The sequence below is a fragment of the Frateuria defendens genome, assembly GCF_001182895.1.
Classification (GTDB): domain Bacteria; phylum Pseudomonadota; class Gammaproteobacteria; order Xanthomonadales; family Rhodanobacteraceae; genus Frateuria_B; species Frateuria_B defendens.
Window position 1 is genome coordinate 1 of the sequence record NZ_LFQR01000100.1, and the last position, 12,192, is coordinate 12,192.

Here is a 12,192-nt window from a genome sequence, read left to right on the forward strand (position 1 = left end):
GGAAGGCGCGCCCTCGGGGTGTCCTTCTCTTTGGTTACTTTCTCTTGGACAAGCAAGAGAAAGTAACTCGCTCATCGGCAGATGAGCGAAACCCCGGCCCAAAGGGCCGGCCAGAATGCCCCAGCACATCGACGAGCGAGCGCCACTCACACCTCATGGTGGATCGCCTCCGCCGACAACCCGGCACTCCCCCGCCGCCGCGGCGCCAGTTCCACCAGATACATCGCCCCCAGCACCAGCGCCCCACCCACCACCATCCGCCAGGTAAGCGCATCGCTGCCGAAGGCCACGGCGAAAGCCGCGGCGAACACCGGCTCGGTGGTCATCACGATGGCCGCGCGGGTGGCCGGCAAGTGGGCCTGGGCCCAGGTCTGCATCAGCATCGCGCCGGCGCCGGCGATCAGCGCCATGTAGAGCACGGCGATCCAGGCACTGCGGTCGGGCGGCAGCATCGGGCCGTGCGGCGCGGTGGCGAGCAGGCAGACCGCGGCGATCGCCACCATCTGCACCGCCGACATGCCGAACGCTTCCTCCGGCCGCGACCAGTGCCCCAGCCCCACGATGTGCAGCGCATACAGGAGCGCCGAAGCCAGCGTGAGCCACACGCCCGCATCCACCGACAGGCCGTTGAGCGACAGCAGCGCGAGGCCCGCGGTGGCGAGCAGCACCGCGACCCATACCGCGCCGGCGAGGCGCTGGCGCAGCAGCACGGTGGTCAGCAGCGGGGTGAACACCACGTACATGCCGGTGACGAAGCCGCTGACGCTGGGCGCGATCAGCTTGAGGCCCCAGGTCTGCAACAGCTGCGCCACGCCATAGAGCAGGCCGAGCAGCAGCGCGCGGCCGAACTGGCGCCGCCCCAGCCGCCGCACCGGCCCGACGAACAGCGCCAGCATCGCCAGCGCGGCGAGCAGGAAGCGCACGGCGAGGAAATCCGCCACCGGCATGCGCTCGACCACGCCCTTGATCAGCACGAAGGTCGAACCCCACACCGCGGTCATGAGCACGAGGCCGAGCGTCGCCAGCGCGGCGACCGAACGCGCCCCGCTCATCGGCGGCGCCGCAGCAGCTGTCCCGGCAGCAGCCACAGGAAATGCCCCCAGATGCCCAGCCACACCAGCGCCGCCAGCAGCGGGTTGCGCGATGCGGGATCGAACTTGCGGAACCAGCGCCACATGCCGCGATGCTTGTGCCGGCTGACGAACACCGGCCGGTGCCGGCTGGAACCGCCCTTGCCGTGCAGCACGCGCACCTCGCCGGCGAGCAGCACGCGCCAGCCGATGTCGCGCACGCGGCGGCACAGGTCGAGGTCTTCGCAGTGCAGGAAGTAGCCTTCGTCGAAACCGCCGAGCGCCTCGAACACACGCCGCGGCAGCAGCATCAGCGCGCCCGAGACGGCCTCGGTCTCGACCGTCTGCGCCGGCATCGCGCCCTCGGCGTTGACGCCGCCGGCACGCCCGAACAGGCCATTGAGCGCACGCCCCAGCAGAGGATCGCGGCGCAGCGAGGCGGGGTCGGGGCGCCCCTGCTCGTCGCACACCACCGCGCCGACCAGGCCCGCGCGCGGCGACTTCGCCGCCACGTCGAGCAGGCGCACGAGGTCGGCCTCCTCGATCAGGCAGTCCGGGTTGAGCACCAGCAGCATGGCGCCCGCGGTCTGCGCCGCGGCGCGGTTCACCGCCGGGCCGAAGCCCAGGTTGGCGCGGTTGAAGACCACCCGCAGGCGCGGGTCGCTCTCGTAGGCGCGCGCGATCGCCTGCGGCACGCCGTCGGCGGAGCCGTTGTCGATCAGCACCAGTTCGAGCGCCAGGTGGCAGGCCATGACGCGGCGCACGCACTCGCGCAGGCCGGGCCCGCTGTCGGCGGCAACCACGATCACGCTGAGTGCCGGAGCGGTGGGGAAGAATCCGGTATTCACCCCGCAAGTATGCGCGAGCGCCACCGGCACGGGAACGGCAGGCTCGACGGTGAAGGCGGCATCAACGCGCCGCGCCCTCGCCCAGCACGTCCTTGAGCGCCACCGGCACCTCGCCGGCCGCGCGCCACAGCCACGGCCCGCCCTCGTGCCAGCCGCACAGCTGCCAGCCGCGCAGGCGATGCAGGCGGTCGTGTTCGCCGCGCCGCCACAGCAGGCAGGCACCGCGCGATTCGGCGCAGAACCAGCGCCCGGCTGGCCCGAAGCAGCAGCGCGTGCCGGCCGCCTCCAGGCGGCGGCCGTCGGGAAAGAGGTAGGCCTCGCCAAGCCGGCGGACGCGGCCGCCGCGCGGATCGTCGAAGCCGGCCGCACCGTCCTGCCACTGCGGCGGCTCCAGCTCGATGATCGCCGCCGGCGGCCCGGCCGGCGCCAGCGCCAGTTCGGGCCAGTCCGGCGAGGACGACGCGCGCACCGGGCCGGGCGCGCGGCGGCCGCGGTCCAGCCACTGCTCCAGCAGCACCAGCAAGGTGTAGCCGGCCAGGGCGCCGAGTAGCGCCACGCTCCAGGCCACCGCGTCGCCGCCGAGCGCGCGCGCCGCCGCCAACAGCATGCCGGGCAGGCCCCAGCGCAGGCCGCGGCGCAGGCGCGGGGCATGCAGGTCGAGGTGCGTGTGGGGCACCAGCAGGGCGGCCACCATCGCCAGCAGCAGCGGCAGGCCGACCCACCACGGCAGCAGCGCCAGCACGGCCAACCAGGCCGGCCCGGCCAGCCATGGCGAGACCCGCAGGGCGCGCCGGCCGGCCACGGCGCTCAGCCCTGGCCGGCACCGGCGCGGGGCGGGCTCAGCCGCACCACGCCCTGGCGTTGCGGAACATGCGCATCCACGGCGAATCCTCGCCCCAGCTCTCCGGATGCCAGCTCATCTGCACGCTGCGGAACACGCGCTCCGGGTGCGGCATGAGGATGGTCACCCGCCCGTCCGCCGCGGTGAAGCCGGCCAGGCCGCCGGGCGAGCCGTTGGGGTTGAGCGGGTAGTTCTCGGTGGGCTTGCCGCGGTTGTCGAGGAAGCGCACCGCCGGCTGCGTCTTCGACGGGCTGCAGCTGGCCGGGAAGCTCACCCGGCCCTCGCCGTGCGCCACCACCACCGGGATGCGCGAGCCGGCCATGCCCTTGAAGAAGAGGCTGGGCGAATCGAGCACTTCCAGCGTGGCCAGGCGCGCCTCGTACTGCTCGGAGGCGTTGCGCAGGAACTTCGGCCAGTGCTGCGCGCCGGGGATGATGTCCTTGAGCTGGGACATCATCTGGCAGCCGTTGCACACGCCGAGCGCGAACTTCGACGGGTCGGCGAAAAAGGCGGTGAACTGCGCGCGCAGCATGTCGTTGTAGAGGATGGAGGTAGCCCAGCCGCGGCCCGCGCCCAGCACGTCGCCGTAGGAGAAGCCGCCGCAGGCGGCGAAGCCGCGGAAGTCGGCCAGCTTCACCCGGCCGCTGGCGAGGTCGCTCATGTGCACGTCCACCGCCTCGAAGCCGGCGCGGGTGAACGCCGCGGCCATCTCCACCTGGCCGTTGACGCCCTGCTCGCGCAGGATCGCCACGCGCGGCCGCGCGCCCTCGGCGATGAACGGCGCGGCGACGTCCTCGGCCGGGTCGAAGCTCAGCTTGGGGCTGATGCCGGGGTCGGCGTCGTCGCCGCGCCATGCCAGTTCCGCGTCCGCGCTCTGCGGGTTGTCGCGCAGGCGCTGCATGGCGTGGCTGGTCTCGTTCCAGGCGACGAACAGCTGCGACCAGTTCCACTTGGCGATGGCGTCGGTGCCCTGGTAGAGCTTGATGCCGAGCTTCTCCTTCGGCCGGCCGATGCGATGGCTGACGCCCGCGAGGCCGTACCTGGCGAGCAGCGTCTCGAACGCCTCGCGGTTGGCGGCGGCCACCTGCAGCACCGCGCCCAGTTCCTCGTTGAACAGCGCGCGCAGGGTGGCGTCGGCCCAGCCTTCGAGCTGGACCTCCAGGCCGCAGTGGCCGGCAAAGGCCATCTCCAGCAGGGTGACGATGGCGCCGCCGTCGGAGCGGTCGTGGTAGGCCAGCACCAGGCCGGCGCGGTTGGCCTCCTGCACCAGCTCGAACAGCGCCTTCAAGCGCTTGGCGTCCTCCAGGTCCGGCGGCACGCCGCCGCCGCGGTTGAACACCTGGGTCAGCGCGGAGCCGCCGAGGCGGTCGCGGCCGGCGCCGAGGTCGATCAGCCACAGCTCCGAGTCGCCGCGGTCGAGCTTGATCTGCGGGGTGAGCGTGCGGCGCGCGTCCTCCACGCGGGCAAAGCCGGTGATCACCAGCGACACCGGCGACACCGTGCGCTGGGTGCGGCCCTCGTCCTCCCACACGGTCTGCATGGAGAGCGAGTCCTTGCCCACCGGGATGGCGATGTCGAGCTCGGGGCACAGCTCCATGCCCACCGCCTTCACCGCGTCGAACAGGGCGGCGTCCTCGCGGCCGTAGTTCACCGCGGCCATCCAGTTGGCGGACAGGCGCACCTCGCCGAGCGCGGCGATCGGCGCGGCGGCGAGGTTGGTGATCGCCTCGCCCACCGCCAGCCGCGCAGCGTCGGCGCTGGAGAGCAACGCCACCGGCGCGCGCTCGGCCATCGCCATCGCCTCGCCGGCGTAGCCGTCGAAGTCGGCCAGGGTCACCGCGCAGTCGGCCACCGGCACCTGCCACGGGCCGACCATCGGATCGCGCTGGCACAGGCCGCCGACGGTGCGGTCGCCGATGGTGACGAGGAAGTTCTTGCTGCCCACGGTGGGGAGCCTGAGCACGCGCAGCACCGCCTCGTCGAGGCCGATGCCGGCGAGGTCGGGCACCAGGTCCACCCGCGGTTTGCTGCGCTTGGCCGCGCGCTGCATGCGCGGCGGCTTGCCGAACAGCACGTCCATCGGCAGGTCGATCACGGCGAGGTCGCGGCGCGGGTCCGTCACGCGCAGCCGGCGCTCGGCGGTGGCGTGGCCCACCACGGCGTAGGGGCAGCGCTCGCGCTCGCAGGCGGCCTCGAACTCGGGCAGGTCGGCCACGTCCAGGCCCAGCACGTAGCGCTCCTGCGACTCGTTGCTCCACACCTGCATGGGCGACAGCGAGGGGTCGTCGCAGGGCACCCTGGAGAGGTCGATCTCGCCGCCCACGCCGGCGTCGTTGAGCAGTTCCGGGATGGCGTTGGAGAGGCCGCCCGCGCCCACGTCGTGGATGCTGACGATGGGGTTGCGCTCCTTGGCCCAGCAGGCGTCGATCACCTGCTGGCAGCGGCGCTCCATCTCGGCGTTGTCGCGCTGCACGGAGGCGAAATCCAGTTCCTCGCTGGAGGCGCCGGAGGCCACCGAGGAGGCCGCGCCGCCGCCCAGGCCGATCAGCATGGCCGGGCCGCCCAGCACCACCACCGCGTGGCCGGGCTCGAGCTCGCGCTTCTGCACGTCGCCGTGGCGGATGTTGGCGAGGCCGCCGGCGATCATGATCGGCTTGTCGTAGCCGCGGCGCACGCCGGGCTCGCCGGTCTCGTGCTCGTAGGTGCGGAAGTAGCCGCCCAGGCACGGCCGGCCGAATTCGTTGTTGAAGGCGGCGGCGCCCAGCGGGCCGTCGCGCATGATCTCGAACGCGCTGGCCATGCGCGGCGGCAGCGGGCGCTCGATCTCCCACGGCTGCGGGTGGCCGGGGATGCGCAGGTCCGACACCGAGAAGCCGGTGAGCCCCGCCTTCGGCTTGGCGCCGCGGCCGGTGGCGCCCTCGTCGCGGATCTCGCCGCCGGCGCCGGTGGCCGCACCCGGCCAGGGCACGATGGCGGTGGGGTGGTTGTGCGTCTCCACCTTGATCGCGTAGTCGATCTGCTCCGCGTGCGCGCGCCACACGTGGTCGGCGCCGGCGAAGAAGCGCTGCCCCTCGCCGCCCTCGATCACTGCGGCGTTGTCCTTGTAGGCGGACAGCGTGTAGGCGGGCGAACTCTGGTGGGTGTTCTTGATCATGCCGAACAGGCTCTTGTCCTGCGGCTCGCCATCCAGCGTCCAGCTGGCGTTGAACACCTTGTGCCGGCAGTGCTCGGAGTTGGCCTGCGCGAACATGAAGAGTTCGGCGTCGGTGGGGTCGCGGCCCAGTTCGGCGTAGCGCTCGGCGAGGTAGTCGATCTCGTCCTCGGCCAGCGCCAGGCCCAGCCTCGCGTTGGCCGAGGCCAGCGCGGCGCGGGCGTCGCCGCCCAGGGCGATGTGCTCGAGCGGCCCCGGCCGGCCGGCCAGGAACAGGGCGTCGGCCTGGTCCTGCGAGGTCAGCACCGACTGCGTCATCGCATCGTGCAGCACCGCCAGCACGGCGCGGTAGTCCGGCGCGTCGGCGGTGGGCAGACCCGCCAGGCGGTAGGCCACGCCGCGCTCCACGCGGTGCACGTCGAAGCCGGCGCCGTGCAGGATGTCGCTGGCCTTGCTCGACCACGGCGAGATCGTGCCCAGCCGCGGCACCACCCACAGCGTGGCGGCGTCGGGCGCGGCGTCCTTGGCTTCCAGCACCTCGAGCAGGCGCCGGCGCGGCTCGCCCTCCGGCGCCGCGTCAAGTTCGAGGAAGTAGACGAACCACGCCGCCTGCACCTTCGCGCCGCGATGCACGGCATCGAGGCGGGCGTTGAGGCGGTCGAGACGAAACGGCGAAAGGGCGCTTTGCCCGTCGAATGCGATCATGCGGGGGAATGGGGCACTGGCGGCAAAGGCACTTATTCTACCGCATGATGCGCAGGGTACGGTCGGCCCGCGGCCGGCCGCCTGCGGCACTCAGCCGCCGGCGGCGGCGCCCTTCTGCAAGAGCTTGAGCAGCACGTCCGGCGCCACGTAGCCGCCCAGCACGCGGCCGTCCGGCGCCACGATGGTGGGGGTGCCGTTCACGCCCAGCTTCACGCCCAGGTCGAACTGCTCCTTCACCGGGGTGGGGCAGCTGGCCGGGGACGGTGCCTTGCCCTGGATGATGGCGTCGGAGAAGGCGCGGTTGCGGTCCGCCGCGCACCACACCGAGACCATCTCCTTGTAGGTCGGCGTGTCGTTGCCGGCGGTGGTGCTTACGCCCTCGCGCGGCCACGCCAGGTACTGCACCGCGATGCCGGCCTTGTTGATCTCGGCGATGTGCTCGTGGAAGGCGCGGCAGTAGCCGCAGGTGACGTCGGTGAACACCGTCACCGTGTACTTGGGGTTGGGCGGCCCGAACACGATGCGCTGCGCGGCCGGCACCTTGGCCAACTCGCTCTTGCGGAAGCCGGCCCAGGCGTCCTCGCTGAGGTTGTCCTTGCGCGCCAGGTCCACCAGGTCGCCGTTGAGCATGTACTTGCCGTCGGTGCTCACGTAGACCAGGTGGCCGGAGGCGATCACCTGGTAGAAGCCCGGCAGCGGCGAGCGCGCCACCGAATCCACCTTCACCTGCGAGGACAGGCCCTGAATGGCCTGGCGCACCGTCTTCTCCGCGTTCGCGTCGACGCCGTCGCCCTCGGCCGCCAAGGCGCCGACCGCCAGTGCGCCCAGTGCGAACCCGCCGGCGAGCAGCGCCGGCCACCATTTCTTCAACAACATGCTCGACCTCGATTGCGATGATGCGCGAGAGCGCGATTCTCGCACACCCGCCTGAATCGATACGGCCACCGGCGTCTCAACCGCGCGGATGGTGCTGCGCGTGTAGGCGCTTTAAGCCCTCCTTCGCCACCAGCGTGTAGATCTGCGTGGTGCTGAGCGCGCTGTGCCCGAGCAGCATCTGCAACGCGCGCAGGTCGGCGCCGTGGTTGAGGAGGTGAGTGGCGAAGGAATGCCTGAGTACGTGCGGCGAGATGCGCTTGGCCGCGATGCCCGCCTGGAGCGCGTAGCGCTTGACCAGGGTCCAGAACATCTGCCGGCTCATGCCCTCGCCGCGGTTGCTGAGGAACAGCGCCGCCGGCTGCCGCCCGCGCGCCAGCGCGGGGCGCGCCCCGGCCAGATAACCTTCCAGATGCTCCAGCGCCACCTCGCCCACCGGCACCAGGCGATCCTTGCCGCCCTTGCCGGTGACCCGCAGCACGCCCTGGCGCGCGTTGAGCGCGGCCAGCGGCAGCTCCACCAGTTCGGACACGCGCAGGCCGGAGGCGTACATCAGCTCCAGCATGGCGCGGTCGCGCAGGCCGAGCGTGGTGGCGGTGTCGGGCGCGCCGAGCAGGGCCTCGATCTCGCGCTCGGCCAGCGCCTTGGGCAGGCTGCGCGGCATCCGGGGACGCTCGATCAGCAGCGTCGGGTCCTCGAAGCCGCCCTGCATCCGCGCGCGCCAGCCGAAGTAGCGGCGGAACGCGGACTGCCGCCGCGCCAGCGAACGCACCGCTGCCCTGGCCTCGCCGTGGAAGGCCGAGAGATCCTCGCGCCGCGCGCCGTCGAGCGTGCGCCCGCGCGCGGCCAGCCAGCGCGCCAGCGCTTCCAGGTCGAGCCGGTAGGCCTCCAGCGTGCGGGCGGCGAGGCCGTCCTCCGACCACACCGCGTCGAGGAAGGCGGCGATGCTGCGGCGGTCGGCTTCGGCGATACTCGGCGGGCCCTGCTCCGCCATGTCGTGCTGCACTGTCATGCCGCGATGCTGGGCACCGCGCACGCACGATGCAAGGCCTGCCATGACCGACTCCCCCAGCGACCTCGTCCCGTGCCCGCCGTGGCGGCGCCTGCTCGCCCTGCTATACGACCTGCTCGCGGTGCTGGCGATCGTGCTGGCGGTGGGCCTCGCCTGCCAGCTCGCCACCGGCGGCCGGCTGATCGGCGGCGACGGCCATGCCCGCATCCCCTGGTGGTACCAGCCCTTGCAGGGCCTGGTGGTGGCCGCCTATTTCCTCGTGTCCTGGCGCCGCGGCGGGCAGACGCTGGGCATGCGGCCCTGGCGCATCCGCCTGGTCACCCGCGAGGGCCATCAGCCCGGCTGGCCGCAGGCCATGCTGCGGCTGCTGGCGTCGGCGCCGCCGCTGCTCGCGCTCGGCCTCGCCCCCTGGCTGGGCGTGCGCGGCGCACTGTGGGCGCTGCTGGCCGGCTGGGCGCTGTGGCTCGCGCCGATGCTCCTCGACCGCCGCCGGCGCACCCTGCCGGACCTGGCCGCCGGCACCCTGATCCGCCTGGAAACGAGCAGACCACTTCACCCAACTCCTTGATCGACGGTAAACCACAATGGTGCGGCAAGATGACGCATAGCACCATAAACGGGTAGTATGGCTCCCTCTCCCCCGCCTGCTGCACCCATCCGATGCTCTATCAGATCCACGAGTGGCAGCGTTCCTTGCTCGGCTCACTCAGCTTTTTCGCCCAGGCCAACGCCAAAGTGCTCAGCGACCCCGGCAGCCTGCTCGCGCAGATGCCCGGCGCCCAGCGCATGGCAGCCGGCTGGGAACTCCTCTACCGCCTCGGCAAGGACTACGAGAAACCCGCGTTCGACATCCACAGCGTGGAGACGCATGGGCAGGAGGTCTCCATCGTCGAGGAAGAAACGCTGGCGCTGCCGTTCTGCAAGCTCAAGCGTTTCCGTCGCTTCGCCGACGACTCGGCGGCGATCGAGGCGATGAAGCGCGAACCCACGGTGCTGGTGGTGGCGCCGCTGTCCGGCCACCACGCCACCCTGCTGCGCGACACCGTGCGCACCCTGCTGCGCGACCACAAGGTCTACGTGACCGACTGGGTCGACGCGCGCATGGTGCCGACCTCGGAGGGCGCCTTCGGCCTGGACGACTACGTCGCCTACATCGAGCGCTTCATCCGCCATCTCGGCGCCCGCAAGCTGCACGTGGTCTCGGTCTGCCAGCCCACCGTGCCGGTGCTGGCCGCGGTGTCGCTGATGGCCGCGCGCGGTGAGGACACCCCGCTCAGCCTGACCATGATGGGCGGCCCGATCGACCCGCGCCGCAGCCCCACCAGCGTCAACAACCTCGCCACCACGCAGCCGCTGTCGTGGTTCCGCAACAACCTCATCCACACCGTGCCGCCTAGCTATCCGGGCAGCGGCCGCGAGGTGTACCCGGGCTTCCTGCAGCACGCCGGCTTCGTCACCATGAACCCGGGCCGGCACCTGATGTCGCACTGGGACTTCTACCAGAACCTGCTGCGCGGCGACCTCGAGGACGCCGAGGCGCACCGCAAGTTCTACGACGAGTACAACGCCGTGCTCGACATGCCGGCCGAGTACTACCTCGACACCATCAGCACCGTGTTCCAGGAGTTCCTGCTGCCGCGCGGGCTGTGGAGCGTGGCCGGCGAGCGCGTGAAACCGAGCGCGATCAAGCGCAGCGCCCTGCTCACCATCGAGGGCGAGCTGGACGACATCTCCGGCCTCGGCCAGACCGAGGCCGCGCACGCGCTGTGCAGCGGCATCCCCAAGTCCAAGCGCCAGCACCGGGTGATCGAGGGCGCCGGCCACTACGGCATCTTCAGCGGCCGCCGCTGGCGAGAGACGGTCTACCCGCAGGTGCGCGACTTCATCCGCCGCTTCGAACCCACCTCGGCGTAAGCGCGGCGCCGGGCGCTAGCGCCCGGCGAAGAAGCCGGCGAAGGCATCCAGCGTGCGCGCGATGCCTTCGTCGTCCACGTCCAGGTGCGTCACCAGCCGCAGCGTCGGCAGGTAGCCGATGCCGATGCGGATGCCCGCCGCGCGCAGATGGACGTCCAGCGCCTGCAGGCTCCTGGCCGGCACGTCGACGAAGACCATGTTGGTGTGTTGGCCCAGCACCTTGAGTTGCGGGATCGTCGCCAGCCCCGCCGCGAGCGCCGCGGCGCGGGCGTGGTCCTCGGCCAGCCGAGCCACGTGGTGATCCAACGCGTACAGCCCCGCGGCCGCGAGCAGGCCCGCCTGGCGCCAGCCGCCGCCGAGCACCTTGCGCCAGCGGCGCGCCTTGCCGATCAGCACCGACGAACCCGCCAGCACCGAGCCCACCGGCGCGCCCAGCCCCTTGGACAGGCACACCGACACGCTGTCGAAGCCGCGCGCGATCGCCCGCGCCGACACCCCGCTCGTCACCGCCGCGTTGTACAGCCGCGCGCCGTCCAGGTGCAGCGCGAGCCCGTGCGCGCGGGCGAGGTCGTGCGCGGCGGCGAGGTAGTCCATCGGCAACACCCGGCCGTGCCAGGTGTTCTCCAGCGCCAGCAGGCGCGTGCGCGCGAAGTGCGGATCGACCGGCTTGATCGCCGTGCGGATCTGCTCCAGCGGCAGCGTGCCGTCGGGCGCGTGCGGGATCGGCTGCGGCTGGATCGAGCCCAGCACCGCCGCGCCGCCGCCCTCGTACTTGTAGGTGTGCGCGTCCATGCCGACCAGGTATTCGTCGCCGCGCTCGCAGTGGGCCATCAGCGCGAGCAGGTTGGACTGCGTGCCGCTGGGCACGAACAGCGCCGTCTCGAAACCCAGCTCGTCGGCCATGCGCTGCTGCAGGGCGTTGACGGTAGGGTCCTCGCCGTAGACGTCGTCGCCGACCTCGGCCCCGGCCATCGCCGCGCGCATTGCCGGCGTCGGCTTCGTCACCGTGTCGCTGCGCAGATCCACCCAATCCATGTTCACGCCCCTCGCCTTGCAAAGCGTGCAGCTTGGCGCCGCGCGAGGGGGCGGGCAAGTCACCCTCGGGATGCGGGCAAAAGAAAACCCGCCCGGCAAGGCCGGGCGGGTGCGATATGGTGGGCCGTCCGAGACTCGAACTCGGGACCAATAGATTAAAAGTCTACTGCTCTACCAACTGAGCTAACGGCCCGCAGATCAAGCCGCTCATTCTAGGATCTGCGTACCGGTGGCACAAGCAAAGCGCGACGGATCGCCGCTTGCGCCGGCCCGTGCATGCCCCATGCAGCGTCGCCGCGCGCACGCAGCAGGCATGAAGCGCGAACGCGGGCACCGGCGGAGCGATGCGCGGGCGGCCGCTGGCGAAGCGGTCAGGAAAGCGCAGGCTCGAGCCGCGGCGTCCGGCCGGCGGCAACCTGCTCGCCGCGCACTTCGGCGCAATCGGGGCAGACGATGGACCCGCTGCCCAGGCAGCTGCCGCACAGGTCCCACTCGGTGCGCGCGGCGTCGGGGTCGCGGAGCAGGCCGCGGCCACGGCAGACGGGGCAGTCGATCTCGTGCAGTTCACGGCACAGGCCGCAGGTTTCGATCCAGGTAACCATCGCGGCACGGCCTCCTTGTCCTTGAGTTCCCAAGAGCCGCCCGGCGCATGGCGCCCGGCAGCCGTTGGGTTCATTAGAGGGGATGGGAACGGGCGGCGATGCAGCGATCCGGCAACGCCCTGCACGAAATCGGCAAGACGC

10 protein-coding genes and 1 tRNA gene are annotated in these 12,192 nt (G+C 71.9%); 2 read left to right on the forward strand and 9 right to left on the reverse strand.

Translation table 11 applies throughout. The features are described 5' to 3' along the window. Nucleotides 1–146 precede the first annotated feature (146 nt). The 6 genes from ACH65_RS13425 to xerD form a co-directional block, all read right to left on the reverse strand. Nucleotides 147–1,052 (reverse strand): DMT family transporter, encoded by a 906-nt coding sequence (locus ACH65_RS13425; RefSeq protein ID WP_049623118.1) that lies wholly within the window; start codon nt 1,050–1,052, stop codon nt 147–149. Next, nucleotides 1,049–1,918 carry a glycosyltransferase family 2 protein gene (locus ACH65_RS13430; protein WP_049623119.1) on the reverse strand — a complete coding sequence of 290 codons (870 nt, stop codon included), beginning with the start codon at nt 1,916–1,918 and terminating at the stop codon, nt 1,049–1,051. The genes ACH65_RS13425 and ACH65_RS13430 overlap by 4 nt, the downstream gene beginning before the upstream one ends. Before the next feature lie 61 nt (nt 1,919–1,979). Further along, a complete protein-coding gene (locus tag ACH65_RS13435) occupies nt 1,980–2,720 on the reverse strand; it encodes a hypothetical protein (RefSeq protein WP_049623120.1) in 741 nt (246 codons plus the stop codon). Nucleotides 2,721–2,757: 37 nt separating this feature from the next. Continuing rightward, a complete protein-coding gene (gene purL, locus ACH65_RS13440) occupies nt 2,758–6,615 on the reverse strand; it encodes a phosphoribosylformylglycinamidine synthase (RefSeq protein ID WP_049623121.1) in 3,858 nt (1,285 codons plus the stop codon). Nucleotides 6,616–6,705: 90 nt separating this feature from the next. Continuing rightward, nucleotides 6,706–7,491, reverse strand: a complete 786-nt coding sequence (locus ACH65_RS13445; protein ID WP_202594210.1) for a thioredoxin fold domain-containing protein — start codon at nt 7,489–7,491, stop codon at nt 6,706–6,708. A gap of 76 nt (nt 7,492–7,567) precedes the next feature. After that, nucleotides 7,568–8,500, reverse strand: a complete 933-nt coding sequence (gene xerD, locus ACH65_RS13450) for a site-specific tyrosine recombinase XerD (RefSeq protein ID WP_237561517.1) — start codon at nt 8,498–8,500, stop codon at nt 7,568–7,570. 43 nt (nt 8,501–8,543) lie between these two features. On the opposite strand from xerD, the gene ACH65_RS13455 reads away from it, so the two are divergent. Beyond that, nucleotides 8,544–9,068, forward strand: coding sequence for an RDD family protein (locus ACH65_RS13455; RefSeq protein ID WP_049623122.1), 525 nt, complete (start codon nt 8,544–8,546; stop codon nt 9,066–9,068). 92 nt (nt 9,069–9,160) lie between these two features. Then, nucleotides 9,161–10,414 (forward strand): polyhydroxyalkanoate depolymerase, encoded by a 1,254-nt coding sequence (locus tag ACH65_RS13460; protein ID WP_049623123.1) that lies wholly within the window; start codon nt 9,161–9,163, stop codon nt 10,412–10,414. Nucleotides 10,415–10,429: 15 nt separating this feature from the next. Here the strand turns inward: ACH65_RS13460 and ltaE are convergent, their stop codons facing one another. The 3 genes from ltaE to ACH65_RS13475 form a co-directional block, all read right to left on the reverse strand. Then, a complete protein-coding gene (ltaE, locus tag ACH65_RS13465; protein ID WP_049623124.1) occupies nt 10,430–11,449 on the reverse strand; it encodes a low-specificity L-threonine aldolase in 1,020 nt (339 codons plus the stop codon). A 117-nt stretch (nt 11,450–11,566) separates the two neighbouring features. After that, nucleotides 11,567–11,642: transfer RNA gene (locus tag ACH65_RS13470), tRNA-Lys, on the reverse strand. 178 nt (nt 11,643–11,820) lie between these two features. Further along, nucleotides 11,821–12,051, reverse strand: a complete 231-nt coding sequence (locus ACH65_RS13475) for a hypothetical protein (RefSeq protein ID WP_049623125.1) — start codon at nt 12,049–12,051, stop codon at nt 11,821–11,823. Nucleotides 12,052–12,192 lie beyond the last annotated feature (141 nt).